The organism is Algibacter sp. AS12, assembly GCF_046736315.1.
Taxonomy (GTDB): domain Bacteria; phylum Bacteroidota; class Bacteroidia; order Flavobacteriales; family Flavobacteriaceae; genus Algibacter_B; species Algibacter_B amylolyticus.
Genome location: NZ_CP151841.1, coordinates 2,887,815 through 2,905,848 on the forward strand (window position 1 = coordinate 2,887,815; position 18,034 = coordinate 2,905,848).

The following is an 18,034-nucleotide window of genomic DNA, read 5'->3' on the forward strand; positions in this document are numbered from 1 at the left end:
GCTTTTCATTACAATCCCTAACGCAACCTTTTGCTAAAACCTATGCTCAACCTGTCAGTTCTATTTATTTGCTATCATTGGGTCATGCAAACATCAAAATAGAAGCGAGTATTAAAAAATATAATTATAATATTAATACTATAACCCCATGAAACGCGAAATAATAATAACAGGCGATGGCTCGACCACCATACAAATTCCAGAATGGAACGAGCAATACCATTCCATACATGGCGCTATACAAGAGGCTAATCATGTATTTATTAAACATGGGTTACAGCATTACAATACATTATATTGCAGTAAAGAAACAGATTCAGAATCTAAAACTATAGGTATTCTAGAAATTGGCTTTGGTACTGGGCTTAATGCTTTTATTACCTTAATAGAAGCGCAAAAACTAGGCTTACATATAAATTATACTGGCGTGGAAGCTTACCCAGTTTCTCCTCAGGAAATCGATGCGCTTAATTATACCAAAACCTTACAAACCGAAAACAGCGATATACTTTTCAATAAGCTTCATAGCACCACTTGGGAAGAAGCTCATAAAATAATGGATGATTTTACATTAACCAAGCGGCAGCAATTTTTTTCGGAAATAAAGGATGTTGAGGAGTATAATATCATTTATTTTGATGCCTTTGGTGCACGTGTTCAACCCGAATTATGGACAGAAGATATTTTCGAAATCATGTTTAAAGCCTTAAAGCCAAAGGGCGTTTTAGTAACGTATTCGGCCAAAGGTAGCGTGCGTAGAGCCATGCAAGCTGTAGGGTTTAAAGTAGAAAGACTTCCCGGGCCTCCAGGAAAACGCGAAATGTTAAGGGCTAGTAAGTAGTTTGCGGTATGCAGTCCTCAGTCAACAGTCAACAGTAAGCAGTATTTAGTTAGCGGTTTATAGCAAAAAGTTTTTGGGGTTTTGATTTTTTAGCCTCGAGTCTTCGGTCTTTCAACTTCGAACTTCCGTCTTCCACCTATAAATGTGTTAAACCTTATATAAAACGCTAGTACATTGATTATGCATTTTGTAACTTTAATAAAAAAAGAAAAATGCGCGTTTTAATAACAGGAGCTACAGGTTTAGTTGGTAGTGAAATAGTTAAGCTTTGTCATGAAAAGGAGATAAAAGTCAACTATTTAACAACTAGCAAATCTAAAATTGTCCAAAAAGAAAATTATAAAGGGTTCTATTGGAATCCTAAAACAAAAGAGATCGATGCCAATTGTTTTGATGGTGTCGATGCTATAATAAACTTAGCTGGAGCAACTATTTCTAAACGGTGGACGTCTAGTTATAAAAAAGTAATTCTTTCTAGTAGAACAGAGACTATAACTTTATTAATAAGTACATTAAAATCCATAAAACATACTGTTAAACATGTGGTTTCGGCAAGTGCTATTGGTATTTATCCCGATTCGCTAACAAAGTATTACGATCAATCTTCTAGCGAAATTAGCACATCCTTTTTAGGGCAAGTCGTGTCTGTTTGGGAACAAGCTATCGATGGCTTTGAAGCGCTTAATATTCCCGTTTCTAAAATCCGGATTGGCCTTGTGCTATCAAACAAAGGTGGCGCGCTCAAGGAAATGGTTAAACCTATAAAACTAGGAGTAGGTTCGGCATTTGGTTCTGGTAAGCAATGGCAATCATGGATTCATATTCAAGATTTAGCTAACCTGTTTTTATATGTTTTAGAACATAAATTACCTGGTGTTTACAATGGTGTTGCTCCAAACCCGGTTTCTAATACCGAGTTAACAAAAGCGGCTGCCAATGTTTTATCTAGACCTTTATTTATGCCTAACATTCCAAAAGGTTTAATGAAGTTGGTTTTAGGAGAAATGCATATATTATTATTTGAAAGTCAGCGGGTAAGTTCTAAAAATATAGTGAATAAAGGATTTTCTTTTAAGTACAATTATTTAGAGCCTGCTTTACAAGATTTACTTTAAGCTTCAGTAGTAATCTTTCATTTAATCCATTTTAAAAACATACAACGCAAGTGTAAAGAAGTTTGTTTTTGGTACGCTATGCTTTCCGCGAAAGCGATATGTTAAGCATTTCTAAAACTTGTATTCCTTTGGTAAGAACTTTTAACTAACTTTCCTATCTTTGCACATCTTAAAAATTAGAACAATGCAAGACGGAATATACGCAAAATTTAATACTACAAAAGGAGAAATTCTTGTAAACCTAGAGTATACAAAAACACCAGGAACAGTTGGTCATTTTGTAGCTTTAGCAGAAGGAAACTTAGAAAACTCGGTTAAACCTCAAGGAACACCATATTATGATGGTTTAAAGTTTCATAGAGTTATTCCAGATTTTATGATTCAAGGTGGATGTCCACAAGGGTCTGGAGCAGGAAATCCAGGTTATAAGTTTGACGATGAGTTTCATCCAGATTTAAAACACGACGGACCAGGAGTATTATCTATGGCTAATGCAGGACCAGGAACTAACGGAAGTCAGTTTTTTATAACTCACGTTGAAACTGCTTGGTTAGATGGTAAGCACACTGTTTTTGGTAAAGTTGTTACAGGGCAAGATGTTGTTGATGCTATTGCTCAAGGCGATAAAATTGATAGCTTAGAAATTGTAAGAGTAGGAGCAGATGCCGAGGCATTTAATCCAATTGAAGCTTTTAGAACTTTTGAAGGGTCTAGAGAAAAAAGAGAAGCAGAAGTTAAAGCCGCTGCCGAAGCTGAATTAAACAAGTTAGCTGCTGGTTTTGATAAAACTGAAAGTGGTTTACGTTACCAAATTCTTCAAAAAGGAGATGGTGTAAAGGCAGAAAAAGGACAAACGGTTTCTGTGCATTATAAAGGTCAATTATCTGACGGAACTGTTTTTGATTCGTCTTACAAACGTAACTCTCCTATAGATTTTCCTTTAGGAGTTGGTCAAGTAATTCCAGGATGGGATGAAGGTATTGGATTATTAAAAGTTGGCGATAAAGCACGTTTTGTAATTCCTAGCCATTTAGCTTACGGAAGTGCAGGTGCTGGAGGCGTTATACCACCAGATGCTACTTTAATTTTTGATGTTGAGTTAATGGGCGTAAGCTAAAATATAACTTAAGTATTTTACATGTTATCGAAAAAGCATCTTATATAAGGTGCTTTTTCTTTATTTTAGGTAATAATGAAACTTTGTGTCATTAAAAAAACTTATTTTACTGCTAAATTATAATTAACATGATGGTTAGTATAAAGGAAACCGAATTATATTCTGAAGTGCTTAAAGAGTTTAATTATTCTTTTGGAGATGTCTTTATTTTTAAAAATTGTGTGGTTTCGGAGGTAAAGGAAGATGTAGATTTTGGTTGGGATGAGCATGCTCAAAAAATTGTAAAAGATGTTTTTTCTGCTACGGGCAGTAGAGGCGACGATTTGGTGTTTATATCCAATAGAATAAACTCTTACTCGGTTCAAGCTATGGATTGGTTAAAGTTTTTTAAACAAAGCTATAATTTAAAAGCCTATTGCGTGGTGTCTCAAAACAGATCTGGGATTTTGAATACCATGATTGAGAAACTATTTTTTCCTAAAAAAATTAAGCATTTTAATTCCATTTACGAAGCTCTAAACTTTGTTGAAAAAAGACTTGCCGAAGTTTCTTAGCAATTCTATATATTTGTTTCTATGACAAAACAAGAATTGCAAAATCTTAAATATCCAATAGGGCAGTTTGATTGTCCAACAAACATTTCTAAACAACATATTGAGAGTTGGATCTCTATTTTAGAACATTTTCCTAATCGTTTAGAAAATCTTGTAAAACAGTTATCAGACCAGCAACTAGATACCCAATACAGACCAGAAGGTTGGACTATTAGGCAAGTTGTTCATCATTTATCAGACAGTCATCACCATAGTTATACGCGTTTTAAATGGGCATTAACAGAAGATAAACCTGTTATTAAAGCTTATTTTGAAGACCGTTGGGCAGAACTTTTTGATTCTAAATTGGCTCCCATAGACATGTCGTTACAGCATTTAAGAGCCATTCATTTTAAGTTGGTGTATTTATTAAAAACATTATCTGAAGCCGATTTAAATAAATGCTTTATTCATCCTGAAACTAATAAAGAAGTCTTTTTAAGCAATAATATTGGTGCTTATGCGTGGCATAGTAACCATCATTACGCACACATTGAAAATGTAATGAAACGAAAAGATTGGTTGTAAATGGTAAGAGCTTTTCATTTAAATGATGCACCACAATTACTAGATATTTATAACTATTATGTGTTAAATACCACGGCAACATTCGATCTCGAAGCCTTGTCTCTAGAAGCATTTACCCATAAATTAGAAACTATTAATACAGAATATCCTATAATAGTTTTTGAGGAAGATAAGACCATTATAGGTTATGCTTATGGTAGTAAGTTTAGACCTAAACCTGCCTATTATTATGTGGTAGAATCTACGGTTTATGTAAAACCAAATGCTCATGGTAAAAAAATAGGGACAACACTTTATGCAGAATTATTAAAACTCTTAAAACAAGCTAAGTTTCATACCGTACTAGGTGTTTTAACCATACCCAATGCGGCTAGTATAAAACTACATGAGAAGTTTGGTTTTAAACAGGTTGCGCATTTAGAAGAAGTAGGTTTTAAATTTGGCGAATGGCAACATATAGGGATTTGGCAATTAAAGTTTGAGTAATATTACTAAAAGTTTAATATTTAGGTTTCGAAATTAGCTCTAACTTTTCCATTTAATATTACAACCTATACTCGGTTTTTGTAATTGCATGTTTTCTTTATTTTCAATTAAACAATCTAATGCATGGCGTAAATGGTTACCCGTAACTTTAATGTTATTTCCTGGTCTAGAATCGTCCAACTGACCTCTATAAGTTAGTTTTAATTGTTCGTTAAATACATAGAAATCTGGCGTGCATGCGGCATCATAGGCTTTTGCAATTTGTTGGTTTTCATCGTGTAAATAAGGAAATGGATAATTTTCTTTTTTAGCGTGAATCGTCATTTTATCTGGAGCATCTTGTGGGTAATTAACAGCATCATTACTAGAAATGGCTATAAACTCTATGCCTTTTTCCGCGTAAGCGTTTGCAATAGTAACAATTTCAGAATTTACATGAATAACAAAAGGGCAGTGGTTGCATATAAACATAATAACAGTTCCGGTTTCGCCTTTTAACTCACTTAAGTTTAAAACAGAACCAGAAACGGTATCGAAAAGAGAAAAATCTGGAGCTTCGGTATGTAAAGGAAGCATATTTGAAGGTGTATCGGACATATTAAAGATTTGTTCAAAGTTCGTTAAAATTTGTATTTTTAAAAAATGGAAAACACAATTACTTTCGATGACTTTACTAAAGTCGATTTGCGCGTAGGAACCATTATTGAAGTTAACGATTTTCCGGAGGCCAGACAACCAGCATATCAACTTAGCATTGATTTTGGAGATTTAGGCGTTAAAAAATCTTCGGCCCAAATAACAACACTTTATAAAAAGTCCGATTTGCTGAATAAACAAATTATAGCAGTGGTTAATTTTCCTAAAAAACAAATTGCAAAATTTATGAGTAAATGTTTAGTTCTAGGCGCTGTTAAAGATAATGATGTAGTACTTTTAAATCCTGCAGTAAAGGTTAAAAACGGTACACCTGTAAATTAAAATATGCAAGAATTAGATAAGGTTCAAATTAATTTTGACAGTAACGGGCTATGGGTGCTTAATATCGCGCTTGCAGTGGTTATGTTTGGTGTGGCATTAGGTATTACTGTAAATGATTTTAAAATACTCGTTAAACAACCTAAATTATTATTTGTAGGTATCTTGTCTCAGTTTATTTTGTTACCTATGGCTACTTTTTTATTGGTAAAACTCATAGAACCGCAACCAAGTATTGCCTTAGGAATGTTTATGGTAGCAGCGTGCCCTGGTGGTAATATTTCTAATTTTATAACTCAATTAGCTAAGGGTAATGTAGCATTATCTATTAGTCTTTCGGCGTTTGCAACGCTTTTGGCGGTGGTTATGACGCCTTTTAATTTTCATTTTTATAGTAAGTTATACGAACCTACAGCACAGGTATTAAACACTGTGGAACTTAACTCGTGGGAGTTGGTGAAACTGGTGCTTTTAATTTTAGGATTGCCTTTAGTTTTAGGTATGTGGTTTAGAATGAAACAAGTGGCATTGGCTATAAAATTATCAAAATTACTTAAACCTTTATCCATAGTCGTGTTTGTGGCTATTGTTATTATTGCGTTTTCAAAGAATTTGGATGTTTTTAACACTTATATCCATCATGTGTTATTTGTAGGAATTGGACACAATATTTTGGCTTTAGCACTTGGTTTTCTTGTAGCGAGAGCTTTTAAATTATCTTTTCAAAATCAAAAAACCTTGGCTATTGAAACCGGCATACAAAACTCTGGTTTGGGCTTGTTATTAATTTTTACATTTTTTAATGGATTAGGAGGAATGGCTATTTTAGCAGCCTTTTGGGGGATTTGGCATATTATATCTGGTTTGCTTTTAGCATTCTTTTGGTCAAGAATTAAAACAGTTGAGGTTTGAAATTAATGTGGTTATATTTTATTCGCGCTTATGTAGGCACAGGACTGTTTTTCTATTTTAAAAGCATTAAGGTTTATGATATTGAAAACGTTGTAAAAAACAAACCTGCTTTATTATTAAGCAACCACCAAAATGCCTTATTAGATGCTTTGATAATTGCCGTTAAAAGCGGAAGGTTTTCGTATTTTTTAACAAGAGCAGGGGTTTTTAATAAACCTTTTGTTGCAAAACTTTTAAAGAGCTTTCAAATGCTACCTGTTTATAGAGTTAGAGATGGTTGGGGGAAATTATCCAATAACGAAGCTATTTTTGAAGCCTGCTCTAAGCTTTTAAATAATGGTGCTAGTGTGGTTATTTTTCCTGAAGGTAATCATAGTTTAAAAAGAATGGTAAGACCCTTAAGTAAAGGTTTTACAAGAATTGTTTTTGAAACTTTAGAAACTTATCCTACAGCCGATTTACAACTTGTTCCTGTAGGCGTAAATTATGCTGAAGCAACAAGTTTTCCGGATAGTGCATCTATTTATTTTGGTAAACCTATTGCAGCAAAACCATATTATTTAAATGATAGAAACGCTGCCGTAGTTAAGTTAAAGGCTAAAATACAAGCTGAAATTGGACAATTAACAACAGATATTCCTAAAGCTAATTACGAGGTTACAATAGAGGCTTTGAAGCGTTTGGAGGTTGATTTTTTAAATCCTAAAGCGGTAAATACTTGTGTAGCATCGAACCTTCAAAATTGTGTTGCTGGAAAGGTAGTTAGTTCTAGCGTTTTGAAACCGATGCTTTTAGTGTTGCTTAAATGTGCTTATGTTTTACCTTTTTTAATATGGCGGTATATGGTAAAACCCAAAATAAAAGAAATAGAGTTTATAGCAACATTTAGGTTTGCTATGGTTATTATATTGGCACCCTTATGGCTAATTAGCTTATTTGTAATACTGTTGCTAACCTTAGGTTGGCACGTAGCGGTGGCTTATGTTTTAATTAGTTTATGTATTGCATTACTTGCCGTTAAACTATAAAAAAAAACCACAACGTTAAGTTGTGGTTTTTTAGTTCTTTTTTAATGATAATTAAATATCATCAAAATCTATATCGGTAAAACTACCAGTGTGTTCTGTTTTAATATCGGCTTCGGTAACTCTAGAGCCGTCGTCTTCAAAATCCTTTTTGAAATCTTTTTGGTGGCGTTCACTAATTACTTCGTCTCCTTTTTCGTTAATGATATAATCAGTCATTTCTGCTAATATATCTTTAAACTCTGCGAAGTCTTCTTTATAAATATATATTTTATGTTTTTTGTAGTGAAACGATCCGTCGTCGTTGGTGAATTTTTTACTTTCTGTAATCGTTAAGTAGTAATCTTCTGCTTTAGTTGCTCTTACATCAAAAAAGTAAGTTCGTCGTCCTGCGCGTAATACTTTTGAAAAAATTTCCTCTTTCTCCATCATACCGTTATTCATAATTTATTTTATAATTATAGTATCAAAAATCTAAAAAAAATCGATATAAACCAATAAATAATGAATTTTCTTTTTCGATTGTTAAATTTCTTTGCGTTTAATTTAATAATCGAGAGGTAGCGATATTTCTTATTTTTGCCGCTTTTTGTATTGTTTTGAAAAATGACCTCTATGAAAACGGAATTCTATATCCTTATGTTTTAAATAATTAAGGCGTATTGTTGCCTGTTTCGCTAAGTTGTTTTAGGTATAAATGTTTGTAGTAACCATCTACATCAATTAAGGAATCGTGTGTGCCCTGTTGCACCACTTTCCCTTCGTCTAAAACAATAATTTTATCTGCATTTTTAGCCGATGAAACTCTATGACTTACAATAACCGCTGTTTTTCCTTTAGAGATCTTGCTGAGGTTTTTTAATATCTTTTCTTCGGTTTCTGTATCTACAGCCGATAAGCAATCGTCTAACAATAATATTTTTGGAGATTTAATAAATGCACGTGCAATAGAAACACGTTGCTTTTGGCCGCCAGAAAGCGTAATACCACGTTCGCCTAAAACGGTGTCGTAACCTTTATTAAACTTAACAATGTTTTTATGTACCTGCGCGTTTTTAGCAGCTTCAATAACATCGTTATCTGTGGCATCTTGCTTACCAAATTTAATATTGGTTTTTATAGAGTCGGAAAACAAAAAGGCGTCTTGCGGCACGTAACCAATACTATCTCGTAAATCGTTTAAGTTAAGTTGGTCAATTTGGGTAGTATTGATGGTTATAGAACCTGAATCGATATCGTAAAGACGACCAATTAAATCGAGAATTGTAGATTTTCCTGAGCCTGTTTTTCCTAATATAGCTAGAGTTTCACCTTCTTTAATATTAAAGCTAACCTCTTTTAAGGCTTGTATATTAGTATCGCCATAGGTGAATGACACCTTATCAAAAACAATATCGCCCGTAATTTCAGTATGTTGGGTAACTGTGTTTTTTATTTCGGGTTCAATTTTTAAAAACTCATTAATACGTTTTTGCGAAGCCTCGGCTTGTTGGACGATGGAAGTTACCCATCCTACAGTTGCTACAGGCCATGTAAGCATATTTACGTAGATAATAAACTCTGCAATGGTACCGATACTTTCTATTTCGCCATCTATATATTGCATACCACCTATGTAAATAACAAGTAAGTTACTGGTGCCTATAAGTAATATCATGGTAGGGAAAAACCAAGCTTGTACTTTTGCTAAACTAATTTGTTTCTCTTTGCTTTGTTTGGCAAGTTCTTTAAAGTTTACCGATGTTTGCGGCTCTATACCATAAGCTTTTATTACAGAAATACCGCTAAAAGATTCTTGTGTGAATGTGGATAATTTGGATAAGTACTCCTGTACAATTGTACTTCTCTTATGTATTTCTTTACTAAGCTTGTAAATTATTATAGATAGTATAGGTAACGGTACAACAGTGTATAGGGTTAATTTTGGCGATGCATTTACCATATAAATAATAACAATAACAAAAAGTGCTAGCGTATTTATACTATACATTAGGGCAGGACCTGCGTACATTCTAACACGCGATACATCTTCGGTAATGCGGTTCATTAAATCCCCAGTACGGTTGCTTTTATAAAAGTTTAAGGATAGCTTTTGGTAATGGGCATAAATTTCGTTTTTTAAATCGTACTCAATATAACGCGACACATTTATAATGGTTTGCCTCATAAAAAAAGTAAGAAGTGCTGCTATAATTGCTGCTCCTATAATGTAGAGGATGGCTTCGAGTAAATCTGACCGGAACACGGTTTCGTCTATCGATTTATCGAAGTATTTTTCGATGGCTATAAAAATTTTTTTAACGTAACGTGGTGTGTACAATAAAAATAAACGCGCTATAATGGTTATAATAGAACCAATTATAAGGTGCGTTCTGTATTTATAAAAGTATTTATTTAAGTGTTGTAATTCTTTCATTTACCTAATTAAGAATAGGAGTGCAAATATAACTTATTAATAGGGAATATGATTGTTTATAAGGATTTCAAAGTGTTAAATATCTTTTAAAAAAAAAGGGAGAGGATTGCTATTTAAAGACTATCAATTACAAGCGAACCCGCGTTAGGGATAGTATTGAAAAGCCCACAGCCCGACGTAGGAGGTGCGAGGACTTGCAAAGGATAGCCCGACCCTTTATGGGTAACGCCCAAATAACTTTAAATTTTATTGTTTTGTACTAAAATATAGTATTACTTTTGCGCCTCTAAAAACAATGAAAAATAGTTTGTATTTTTTAATTAAAAGTTCTTTGTAATGATGCTAAATAGAAGACATATACGTGTAAAAGTTATGCAAACCATGTATGCCTTTAAGGGAAGCGAGAGTGACGATTTTTCTAAAGATCAGAAATTCTTACTTTTTAGTATTGATAATATGTACAACTTGTATTTATTATTGGTATCGCTATTAATTGAAGTACAGAAACGTGCGGAAAGCGATTTAAAAAAGAAACAAAATAAGCATCTTGCCACCAAGGAAGATATAGACCCAAACCGAAAGTTTGTTAACAATAAGATACTAAATTTATTAAGGGATAACTTGCCCTTAGCCGACCAACTGAAAGCCCATAACATTAATAATTGGGATTTAGATAGCGAATATGTAGATCTTATTTTTAAGGATATTTTGGCTAGCGATTTATATAAAGCGTATATGCAAACGCGAGTGTCTGATTTTAAGGAAGACAAAAATTTTATTGTTGATGTTTTTAAGGATATAATTGCACCTAACGAGAAACTTTATGATTATATGGAGGATAAAAATCTAACTTGGTTGGATGATCTTCCTACGGTTAATACCACTATTTTAAAGTTGCTTAGAAAGGTTAAAGAGGCTATGCCTGAAAACTATTTTACACCCAAGTTATATAAGGATATAGAAGACAAGCAATTTGCTATTGATTTGTTTAAGAAAACCCTTTTACAGAGTACAGCCATAAATAAGGAAATAGACCTGAAAACAAAAAACTGGGATACAGACCGTATTGCAACTGTAGATTTTGTATTATTACAAATGGCTATTTGTGAGCTTAATAACTTCCCGTCTATACCAGTAAAGGTAACTATTAATGAGTATTTAGAAATATCGAAAGAATACTCTACACCTAAAAGTAGCATTTTTATAAATGGTATTTTAGATAAGCTGGTAAAAGAGTATGAAGCCTCTGGAAAATTGAATAAAATTGGTCGCGGACTGATGTAATGCGATTTGAAATTACAAATATTTGTTAAGAAGAATACAAAACTTTTTAATCCTTTAAATAATTGCTATTTTTGCACATCTTAAATTTTAAAATAAACCTATAATGAAAAAAATAATATTTGGTCTTGGTGCCTTGTGTTTAGTTGCATTTACTTCTTGTAAAGATAATGCTGCTCAAAAAATTGATGAAGCTAATGTTGCTGTTGCAGCAGAAAGAGATGCTGTTGCATCTAAATTTCCTGTATTAGTTTTTGATAAAACTGAGCATGATTTTGGTGAAATTGAAGCTAAAACAGCTGTTGAAACAACTTTTAACTACACTAATAAAGGTGATGCACCTTTAGTAATTACAGATATTAAAAGTTCTTGTGGGTGTACTGTACCTCAAGATTGGAGTAGAGAGCCTTTATTACCTGGAGATTCTGGTAAGTTTTCTGTAAAATTTAACGGTAGTGGATCAAACAAAATAACTAAAACGATAACAGTTACTGCTAACACTGAAAAAGGTTCTGAACTTGTAAAAATTACAGCGTTTGTAAAACCAGATCCTAATAAAGCGGTACCAGCTAAAAGCTAAATAAACTAGATAATGGGAGAAGGAATTGGGCAATTTTTGCCATTCATTTTAATGTTCGTTGTTGTGTATTTCTTTATGATTGCACCACAAATGAAACGAGCAAAAAAAGAAAAGAAATTTGCAGCCGAATTAAAACGCGGAGATAGAGTAATTACTAAAAGTGGTTTACACGGTAAAATTGCCGAGTTAAATGATAAAGATAACAGTTGTGTTATTGAAACCATGGCCGGAAAATTAAAGTTTGATAGATCTGCCATTTCTATGGAAATGAGTTCTAAACTTAATGCTCCTGCAACGGTTAAGTAATTTTACTTTTTATATTTTTATAAAGAAAGCTTCCTTTTAAGGAGGCTTTTTTTATGCTTATAATTGAAGGGAACTAACTGTTTGGCTATTTTTTTATTTCGAATTTTAGTAGGGTAAAACACTTATGGGTTGTCTTATAAATGAATTGTGTATTAATTTATAATTTATTTGTCATGGATTTACTTTTAACCTACCTAGTAATTTTAAGCATAACTAATGTTCTGTTATTTGTATTTAAGCAAAAAACAATCGCAATACACTTGGTAACGTTTTTAAAGAGAAAAACAATTAATGTTTGCTTTAAAAGTTACCCTGTTATAATAAATAAAACTAATAACCAGCCTAATGCTATACTTAACTTTGTGAGTAGCTCCAAAACGGACTCTAATAACTTTGAAGCAAAGCGTATGCGCAATTTGGCTTTAGAGCAGGAGCGGTTAAGTAATAAACTTAAAATGTTAGAATACTTATCGGTTTTTGAGCTGTATTTAAACCAGCATAAGGCCAATAATTATAAAATGTGTGAAATAAATGAGTTTAGAGCACTAAAACTATCTACACAAAGAAGCATTTTAGAATCTACCAAGAAGGTATCCTATTTAAGTGTGGCTTAGTGCTACAATAATTAAAGTTAAATATAGTATTAGCAATTTTTGTACTTATCGTGCAAGCCCTTATTATTTAAAATCATGGGTTTTATTTTTTCTAATCGGGTTTGCTTGGTAGCCTCTCGCTTTGCAGTATCTATATGTTCGCAATATTCCCTTTGTTTACTTGGTGTTAGGTTTTTAAAAGCATCGTTAAGTACAGGACTAGCGTCCAATTTTGCCTTAAGCTCTAAAGGGATGGTAATATCTTTTTTAGTGGTTCTGGTAGCCTTGATTTCTTTTCCTAACTTTTGGTTTTCTATGGCTTCTTTCACATAAGCCAAAACTTTGTTTTTGTCAATAGCCTCTATGCTATCAAAACGCATTTGCCTTAGCGCTTTGGTTTTGTTCTCTTGGGCGTAAACTAATAAGTTGTGTGTGTCTTTCAAAAAAACACCATTAAAAAACCAAATACCGAAATGGTTTTTAAAAGCGCCTAAGCCTAAAACATTCTTGCCATTAACCATATAAGTGGGCGCATTCCATTTTATGGCTTCGTCAACCTCGGTAGTTAATATAAGCGTTCTTAATAGCGTTAATGCCTCACTAAAATTACTGTGTTCCTCTATGTACTCTTCAACCGAATAAATTTTTTTCATAACCTCATTCAATTTTTATTTGATATTTACTTAAAAGTCCTTCTATAGTCCTTAACGAAAATTTAGCACCTTTTAAACGGTTGTTTTCCGGGTCTATTTTAAAATTCTCGGAGGTTTTAAAGTTCGTGTTTTCTAAATTCGTGTTAAAAAAAGTTACGTTTATTAAATTACATTCATCAAAAACAGCATTACTTAAATTACATTCTGTAAAATCAACACCATCTAGTTTAGAACCTTTAAATAGTGTTTTTTTAAGATTCATTTTATAAAAAGAGGCATGGTTTAGTTGGCATTGCTCCACTTTAATAGTAAAAGCAAAATCACTACATTTTTCAAAATCTAAACCAAGTAGCTTACAGCCTTTAAAATACACATCTTGAAAACTAGTATCGAAAATATTAGCCGAACTTAAATTACAATCATGAAACTCGCACTCTATAAATCGTGTGTGCGATAAATTGGCATTTAAAAAAATACAGTTTATAAAGGTGCATAATTCGTAATCGCCTTTTTCAAATTCATTTTCGGTAAAGGTTTTATTTTTAAAAGTTTGCTCGTCTATAAAATTATGCTCCATTATTGTATTGGTTTACTGTAAATATAATTAATCTGCTATAAAAGCCTATTAGCATAACAATTTTAAGGCCAAGCAAAAGAACTTTAAAATATAAGTTTGGGCGTTACCCCAAGGGTCGCGCTTTCACTACTCGCTCCTCCTTAGGTCGGGAGCTCAACCAGGCCGTTCAATCGCTAACGCAGGTGTTTGCTATCGCTTTTGCTTTGGTTAAAGGGGGAGTTTGTTTGTGGTTTTAGGTTATAATACTAAACTAGAAACTTAGCTTAACTTTCTTTTTATAACCTTAGCAGCTCTAGTATAGCCGCTACTTCCACCATCAACAAAATGGATGTGTTTAGCATTTCTATTTTGTACATAACACGACATAATGCTTCGGTTACTAACATGAATGCCATAAACAATGCTCTTGTTTTTTTCTAAACCATCAAGAAAGGTGGTTAGCAGTTTTCTTTGTTTAGATGTTCCAGAAATCACCATATTTATTCGCCCATCTATAACTAGAATATCCGATAATTGAGTTAGCTCTTTTAAATACTTTCTACCGGTTTTATTGGGTAAATAATAAAAGTTGCCAATAAGTCCAGTAATCCAAACCTTTAAAAAATTTCTAACTCCAAACTTTTTATTGCTTGCCTTTAGTTCGGTCTTTATTTTTTTATAATTAAAATTCAGTTTTAATTTTGGTACAGAAATGGGGTTCCTGTTTTTTAATGGGCCATAAAGTTCATCGGTTTTTTCTAATATGCTTTTAAAAATAGGAGCTTGGTCCGGTTCGTTTGTAGCACTAATTAACAACGACACCACTTCGTTGGAGTTTTCTGGTGGCGGAATTTTATTCCAGCGACATTCCATACCATCTAAATCTAATACGTCTGTTTGCTTGTTTAAATTATCAACTACAGCATCTTTAGATTTTATAAGGTTTTCGGCAAAATGTAAGCCGTTGCCTAGTACAACAGGAATAGTAAGTAATTTGTTAATGCTTGCCTTGGTTATTTTTAACTCCTGATTGTTTTTGTAAACTTGAGATATAGGAACATGCCCAACTCTTAAATAAATATCAAATTCTTTTTTAATGTTTTCTTGGTGCAAAATTAAAGCCTCCATAATGTCATGTAGTAAAACAGGAGGGATTAATAATGTTGCACCATCGCCACCAAAGAAAAAAGGAATATCTATGGATTGTTTTTTTGCAATGTTTAATGCGGCAACAATACTACCGGTTGCTATTAGGTTTACTAGTTCCGATAGGCCTTTTTGAACCGACGCCGTGGAGCCTTTTATATCGGTAATAACAATAGACCAATTATTAGGAATCTGTTTAAAAAGCTCTGGTTTTGAAAGTAATTTTGTTACAGGTTCTTTATAATTTGTAAGATTGGTATAAAAAAAAGTATCTTCCATATTAGCCTTATTTCAAAACCCATTTTAATGTATAAAGTAATTTTACTTGAGAAGTTTTTTGTTGCAGTAGCGCTACAACGAAGTACGGCATTTTTTATAACAAACTAAATATTAAGTGGAAAATTAATTTAATGCAGCTTTATAAGTATCTAAACAACGTTCTCTTGCAAATTTATGTTCCACAATTGGTTTTGGGTAGGTTAATTCTTGAAAATCTGGTACCCATTTTTTTATGTAATTAAGGTCTTTATCAAACTTTTGAATTTGGGTTGTTGGATTAAATATCCTAAAATATGGAGAAGCATCAACACCGCTGCCAGCAACCCATTGCCAATTACCAACGTTACTTGCCATGTCGTAGTCGTGTAGTTTTTCGGCAAAATAAGCTTCGCCCCAGCGCCAGTCTATAAGTAAGTGTTTGCAAAGAAAACTACCAACTAGCATTCTTACTCTATTATGCATAAAACCGGTTTGGTTAAGTTGGCGCATACCAGAATCAACAAGAGGATAGCCTGTTTTACCTTCGCACCACGCTTTAAATTCGGTTTCGTTGTTGCGCCATTCAATACGATCGTATTTGGGTTTAAAACTATCTGTTTTAGTATGTGGAAAGTGCCAAAGAATTTGCGTAAAAAATTCACGCCAAATCAATTCTTGCCAAAATATTTCGTTTTGTTCTGCTATGGCTTTTTTTACCATTTTCCTAACACTTACTGTTCCGAAACGTAAATGCGGACCAAGTTTAGACGTGCTGTCTTTGGCAGGGAAATTACGCGTGTTTTCGTACTCTTGAATAAGTGTTGGTGTTACCGTATATGGTGCTATGTCCTGAATGGATTTTTTAAAACCAATATCCGATAAACTTATGTTTGGTAACCTAGAGTGTTCTATCAAATTATCTAGATATGGATTTGTATAATAAATTTTTAAATCTTTAGTATTGAAAATCCGTTTCCAGAGCTTCATGTATGGTGTGTAAACCATGTAAGGATCGCCATCTTTTTTAACAATTTCATCTTTTTCAAAAATAACTTGATCTTTAAAGGTTTTAAATTCAATATTATGTTTGGCTAAAAATGCTTCTATATGTTCATCACGCTCTTTGGCATATGGCTCATAATCGTGGTTAGTATAAACAGTTTCAATACTGTATTCTTCAGCTAAATCTTTATAAATATCAATGGGTTTGCCATGATACATTGCTATACTACTGTTATGTTGGTCTTGCAAAGTAGAGCGCATGTTTTGCAACGTTTCATAAATAAATGTAACACGAGCATCATCTTCCGGTAGTTTTTCTAGAATTTCGGAATCGAAAATAAAAATGGGCAATACTGGATTATTAGATTTTAGGGCTTCAAAAAAGCCCACATTGTCATCCAATCTTAAATCGCGCCTAAACCAGAAAATATTTACTTTTTTACTCATTAAGTGTTTTAATTTTGTGTTTTTTGTTGCAACGGGTTATTTTGTTTTAAAGACTTTATTGCGGTGCCGTTACAATTAAAATGCTATTTTAACTAGGGGTTCTCGGTTCCTAGTATTTTCCGAATAATTCTTCCAATTTTGTTGTTCTATAACTAAAAATCTCTTCTAGTTTAGGTTTAACTAAAATTGGGTGCACCAATTGCCCAAGCAATCCAAAGGGTACTTTATAATCTATAATGTCTTCCATTTCTACACCACCATCAATTTCTTTAATAAAATGTTTATGGTGCCATAGTGCATAGGGGCCAAAACGTTGCTCGTCTACAAAATAATGTTTATCTACGCTATGAGTAATTTCGGTTACCCATTTTGTTTTTATTCCCAATACAGGTGTAACAATGTATTGTATAATTTGACCCGCAAACATAGGTCTATCTGCTCCAGATAAGATATGAAATCCCATATAATCTGGTGTTATAGTTTTTAAATTTTTTGGGTTGGATAAAAACTCCCAAGCTGTATCAATACTTATTGGTAGGTTTTGTTTTTTATGTAGTCTGTATATTTTCATTTCTTAATTATTTAATAATATATATCCATTGAGAGATGTGGCAATACAAATCCAAATTAAATAGGGGATTATTAAAAGTGTTTTAGCACCTAAATCTTTTTTGTAAATTATAGTGAAGCTGATAATAACTAAAGTAAGCGCTATTATGGTAATAAAGCCAACCAATACAAAATGTTGTGCGAAAAAAATATAGTTCCATATAATATTTAAGACGAGCTGAATAGCGAAAAGCGCAAGTGTATTTACATGCGGGAATTGTTTATATAAATAGGCCATATAAACCGAAAAACAGATCATTATGGTTGTCCAAGCTACACCAAAAACCCAGCCTGGTGGTGTCCAAGGTGCTTGGTTTAAATTTGTATACCAATCGGATTTTGGTCCATTGCCCATTAACCAACTGCCTATTGCTAGTGCACCAAAATTAATAATTAAGAATATTATAAAATATTTAAGCAGCTTCATTTTTGAGCAGGTTTATTTGTTTAGCAATTTCCTGAGCTTCAGCATATTTATCATCACTAGCAGACCTGTTTATTGATGATAATGAGTGCCACTCGTTCATCAGCTTTTTAAATTTGTCTTCTAATTTCTCCTTTTTTGATTTCTTTTTGAATAATCCGAACATAGTTT

Annotated in this window: 23 protein-coding genes; 13 read left to right on the forward strand and 10 right to left on the reverse strand. The window is 32.9% G+C overall.

Features of this window, described 5'->3' with window-relative positions; translation table 11 throughout:
- Window positions 1–148: 148 nt before the first annotated feature.
- The 6 genes from mnmD (at window position 149) to AAFN75_RS12015 (ending at window position 4,680) form a co-directional block, all read left to right on the forward strand.
- Window positions 149–841 (forward strand): tRNA (5-methylaminomethyl-2-thiouridine)(34)-methyltransferase MnmD, encoded by a 693-nt coding sequence (gene mnmD / locus AAFN75_RS11990; protein ID WP_411806540.1) that lies wholly within the window; start codon window positions 149–151, stop codon window positions 839–841.
- A gap of 212 nt (window positions 842–1,053) precedes the next feature.
- Window positions 1,054–1,956, forward strand: a complete 903-nt coding sequence (locus AAFN75_RS11995) for a TIGR01777 family oxidoreductase (RefSeq protein ID WP_411806541.1) — start codon at window positions 1,054–1,056, stop codon at window positions 1,954–1,956.
- A gap of 184 nt (window positions 1,957–2,140) precedes the next feature.
- Window positions 2,141–3,073, forward strand: coding sequence for a peptidylprolyl isomerase (locus AAFN75_RS12000; protein WP_411806542.1), 933 nt, complete (start codon window positions 2,141–2,143; stop codon window positions 3,071–3,073).
- A gap of 128 nt (window positions 3,074–3,201) precedes the next feature.
- Window positions 3,202–3,627 (forward strand): hypothetical protein, encoded by a 426-nt coding sequence (locus AAFN75_RS12005; RefSeq protein ID WP_411806543.1) that lies wholly within the window; start codon window positions 3,202–3,204, stop codon window positions 3,625–3,627.
- A gap of 21 nt (window positions 3,628–3,648) precedes the next feature.
- Entirely contained in the window at window positions 3,649–4,194 is a 546-nt protein-coding gene (locus AAFN75_RS12010) for a YfiT family bacillithiol transferase (protein WP_411806544.1), read from the forward strand.
- Window positions 4,195–4,680 carry an N-acetyltransferase family protein gene (locus AAFN75_RS12015; RefSeq protein WP_411806545.1) on the forward strand — a complete coding sequence of 162 codons (486 nt, stop codon included), beginning with the start codon at window positions 4,195–4,197 and terminating at the stop codon, window positions 4,678–4,680.
- A 39-nt stretch (window positions 4,681–4,719) separates the two neighbouring features.
- On the opposite strand, the gene AAFN75_RS12020 is transcribed toward AAFN75_RS12015, so the two are convergent.
- A complete protein-coding gene (locus AAFN75_RS12020; RefSeq protein WP_411806546.1) occupies window positions 4,720–5,277 on the reverse strand; it encodes a thioredoxin family protein in 558 nt (185 codons plus the stop codon).
- 45 nt (window positions 5,278–5,322) lie between these two features.
- Here AAFN75_RS12020 and AAFN75_RS12025 point away from each other — a divergent pair, with 45 nt between their 5' ends.
- Genes AAFN75_RS12025 through AAFN75_RS12035 form a run of 3 tightly spaced genes read left to right on the forward strand, consistent with a single transcriptional unit; the run spans window position 5,323 to window position 7,595 of the window.
- On the forward strand, window positions 5,323–5,658 hold the full coding sequence (locus tag AAFN75_RS12025; RefSeq protein WP_411806547.1) for a tRNA-binding protein: 336 nt from the start codon (window positions 5,323–5,325) through the stop codon (window positions 5,656–5,658).
- Between the two features lie 3 nt (window positions 5,659–5,661).
- Window positions 5,662–6,567 (forward strand): bile acid:sodium symporter family protein, encoded by a 906-nt coding sequence (locus tag AAFN75_RS12030; RefSeq protein WP_411806548.1) that lies wholly within the window; start codon window positions 5,662–5,664, stop codon window positions 6,565–6,567.
- 5 nt (window positions 6,568–6,572) lie between these two features.
- Complete coding sequence (locus AAFN75_RS12035) at window positions 6,573–7,595, forward strand: lysophospholipid acyltransferase family protein (protein WP_411806549.1); 1,023 nt, start codon at window positions 6,573–6,575, stop codon at window positions 7,593–7,595.
- A 51-nt stretch (window positions 7,596–7,646) separates the two neighbouring features.
- Here AAFN75_RS12035 and AAFN75_RS12040 read toward each other — a convergent pair whose 3' ends face one another.
- Together AAFN75_RS12040 and AAFN75_RS12045 are read right to left on the reverse strand one after the other, a co-directional pair.
- Window positions 7,647–8,036, reverse strand: coding sequence for a PUR family DNA/RNA-binding protein (locus tag AAFN75_RS12040; RefSeq protein WP_221279766.1), 390 nt, complete (start codon window positions 8,034–8,036; stop codon window positions 7,647–7,649).
- A gap of 208 nt (window positions 8,037–8,244) precedes the next feature.
- A complete protein-coding gene (locus AAFN75_RS12045) occupies window positions 8,245–10,008 on the reverse strand; it encodes an ABC transporter ATP-binding protein (protein ID WP_411806550.1) in 1,764 nt (587 codons plus the stop codon).
- A gap of 336 nt (window positions 10,009–10,344) precedes the next feature.
- Between AAFN75_RS12045 and nusB the strand changes: the two genes are divergently transcribed.
- From nusB to AAFN75_RS12065, 4 genes are all read left to right on the forward strand, one after another.
- Window positions 10,345–11,292 (forward strand): transcription antitermination factor NusB, encoded by a 948-nt coding sequence (nusB, locus tag AAFN75_RS12050; RefSeq protein ID WP_411806551.1) that lies wholly within the window; start codon window positions 10,345–10,347, stop codon window positions 11,290–11,292.
- Between the two features lie 103 nt (window positions 11,293–11,395).
- Window positions 11,396–11,869, forward strand: a complete 474-nt coding sequence (locus AAFN75_RS12055) for a DUF1573 domain-containing protein (protein ID WP_411806552.1) — start codon at window positions 11,396–11,398, stop codon at window positions 11,867–11,869.
- A gap of 12 nt (window positions 11,870–11,881) precedes the next feature.
- Window positions 11,882–12,175, forward strand: a complete 294-nt coding sequence (yajC, locus tag AAFN75_RS12060) for a preprotein translocase subunit YajC (RefSeq protein WP_411806553.1) — start codon at window positions 11,882–11,884, stop codon at window positions 12,173–12,175.
- Between the two features lie 173 nt (window positions 12,176–12,348).
- On the forward strand, window positions 12,349–12,789 hold the full coding sequence (locus tag AAFN75_RS12065; protein WP_411806554.1) for a hypothetical protein: 441 nt from the start codon (window positions 12,349–12,351) through the stop codon (window positions 12,787–12,789).
- A 29-nt stretch (window positions 12,790–12,818) separates the two neighbouring features.
- Here AAFN75_RS12065 and AAFN75_RS12070 read toward each other — a convergent pair whose 3' ends face one another.
- The 7 genes from AAFN75_RS12070 to AAFN75_RS12100 form a co-directional block, all read right to left on the reverse strand.
- Window positions 12,819–13,421, reverse strand: coding sequence for a YdeI/OmpD-associated family protein (locus tag AAFN75_RS12070; RefSeq protein WP_411806555.1), 603 nt, complete (start codon window positions 13,419–13,421; stop codon window positions 12,819–12,821).
- Between the two features lie 4 nt (window positions 13,422–13,425).
- A complete protein-coding gene (locus AAFN75_RS12075) occupies window positions 13,426–13,998 on the reverse strand; it encodes a pentapeptide repeat-containing protein (RefSeq protein WP_411806556.1) in 573 nt (190 codons plus the stop codon).
- 258 nt (window positions 13,999–14,256) lie between these two features.
- Window positions 14,257–15,402, reverse strand: a complete 1,146-nt coding sequence (locus tag AAFN75_RS12080) for a DUF3095 family protein (protein WP_411806557.1) — start codon at window positions 15,400–15,402, stop codon at window positions 14,257–14,259.
- Between the two features lie 123 nt (window positions 15,403–15,525).
- On the reverse strand, window positions 15,526–16,830 hold the full coding sequence (locus AAFN75_RS12085) for a cryptochrome/photolyase family protein (RefSeq protein WP_411806558.1): 1,305 nt from the start codon (window positions 16,828–16,830) through the stop codon (window positions 15,526–15,528).
- Between the two features lie 109 nt (window positions 16,831–16,939).
- Window positions 16,940–17,401 (reverse strand): SRPBCC family protein, encoded by a 462-nt coding sequence (locus tag AAFN75_RS12090; protein ID WP_411806559.1) that lies wholly within the window; start codon window positions 17,399–17,401, stop codon window positions 16,940–16,942.
- Between the two features lie 3 nt (window positions 17,402–17,404).
- Window positions 17,405–17,866, reverse strand: coding sequence for a TspO/MBR family protein (locus tag AAFN75_RS12095; protein WP_411806560.1), 462 nt, complete (start codon window positions 17,864–17,866; stop codon window positions 17,405–17,407).
- Window positions 17,853–18,029 carry a Lacal_2735 family protein gene (locus tag AAFN75_RS12100; RefSeq protein WP_411806561.1) on the reverse strand — a complete coding sequence of 59 codons (177 nt, stop codon included), beginning with the start codon at window positions 18,027–18,029 and terminating at the stop codon, window positions 17,853–17,855. Before AAFN75_RS12100 ends, AAFN75_RS12095 begins: the two co-directional genes overlap by 14 nt.
- Window positions 18,030–18,034 lie beyond the last annotated feature (5 nt).

Excerpts from the sequence above, each read along its gene's own strand:
- mnmD (WP_411806540.1), top strand. The coding sequence starts at position 149 with ATGAAACGCGAAATAATAATAACAGGCGATGGCTCGACCACCATACAA.
- AAFN75_RS11995 (WP_411806541.1), top strand. The coding sequence starts at position 1,054 with ATGCGCGTTTTAATAACAGGAGCTACAGGTTTAGTTGGTAGTGAAATA.
- AAFN75_RS12000 (WP_411806542.1), top strand. The coding sequence starts at position 2,141 with ATGCAAGACGGAATATACGCAAAATTTAATACTACAAAAGGAGAAATT.
- AAFN75_RS12005 (WP_411806543.1), top strand. The coding sequence starts at position 3,202 with ATGATGGTTAGTATAAAGGAAACCGAATTATATTCTGAAGTGCTTAAA.
- AAFN75_RS12010 (WP_411806544.1), top strand. The coding sequence starts at position 3,649 with ATGACAAAACAAGAATTGCAAAATCTTAAATATCCAATAGGGCAGTTT.
- AAFN75_RS12015 (WP_411806545.1), top strand. The coding sequence starts at position 4,195 with ATGGTAAGAGCTTTTCATTTAAATGATGCACCACAATTACTAGATATT.
- AAFN75_RS12020 (WP_411806546.1), bottom strand. The coding sequence starts at position 5,277 with ATGTCCGATACACCTTCAAATATGCTTCCTTTACATACCGAAGCTCCA.
- AAFN75_RS12025 (WP_411806547.1), top strand. The coding sequence starts at position 5,323 with ATGGAAAACACAATTACTTTCGATGACTTTACTAAAGTCGATTTGCGC.
- AAFN75_RS12030 (WP_411806548.1), top strand. The coding sequence starts at position 5,662 with ATGCAAGAATTAGATAAGGTTCAAATTAATTTTGACAGTAACGGGCTA.
- AAFN75_RS12035 (WP_411806549.1), top strand. The coding sequence starts at position 6,573 with ATGTGGTTATATTTTATTCGCGCTTATGTAGGCACAGGACTGTTTTTC.
- AAFN75_RS12040 (WP_221279766.1), bottom strand. The coding sequence starts at position 8,036 with ATGAATAACGGTATGATGGAGAAAGAGGAAATTTTTTCAAAAGTATTA.
- AAFN75_RS12045 (WP_411806550.1), bottom strand. The coding sequence starts at position 10,008 with ATGAAAGAATTACAACACTTAAATAAATACTTTTATAAATACAGAACG.
- nusB (WP_411806551.1), top strand. The coding sequence starts at position 10,345 with ATGATGCTAAATAGAAGACATATACGTGTAAAAGTTATGCAAACCATG.
- AAFN75_RS12055 (WP_411806552.1), top strand. The coding sequence starts at position 11,396 with ATGAAAAAAATAATATTTGGTCTTGGTGCCTTGTGTTTAGTTGCATTT.
- yajC (WP_411806553.1), top strand. The coding sequence starts at position 11,882 with ATGGGAGAAGGAATTGGGCAATTTTTGCCATTCATTTTAATGTTCGTT.
- AAFN75_RS12065 (WP_411806554.1), top strand. The coding sequence starts at position 12,349 with ATGGATTTACTTTTAACCTACCTAGTAATTTTAAGCATAACTAATGTT.
- AAFN75_RS12070 (WP_411806555.1), bottom strand. The coding sequence starts at position 13,421 with ATGAAAAAAATTTATTCGGTTGAAGAGTACATAGAGGAACACAGTAAT.
- AAFN75_RS12075 (WP_411806556.1), bottom strand. The coding sequence starts at position 13,998 with ATGGAGCATAATTTTATAGACGAGCAAACTTTTAAAAATAAAACCTTT.
- AAFN75_RS12080 (WP_411806557.1), bottom strand. The coding sequence starts at position 15,402 with ATGGAAGATACTTTTTTTTATACCAATCTTACAAATTATAAAGAACCT.
- AAFN75_RS12085 (WP_411806558.1), bottom strand. The coding sequence starts at position 16,830 with ATGAGTAAAAAAGTAAATATTTTCTGGTTTAGGCGCGATTTAAGATTG.
- AAFN75_RS12090 (WP_411806559.1), bottom strand. The coding sequence starts at position 17,401 with ATGAAAATATACAGACTACATAAAAAACAAAACCTACCAATAAGTATT.
- AAFN75_RS12095 (WP_411806560.1), bottom strand. The coding sequence starts at position 17,866 with ATGAAGCTGCTTAAATATTTTATAATATTCTTAATTATTAATTTTGGT.
- AAFN75_RS12100 (WP_411806561.1), bottom strand. The coding sequence starts at position 18,029 with ATGTTCGGATTATTCAAAAAGAAATCAAAAAAGGAGAAATTAGAAGAC.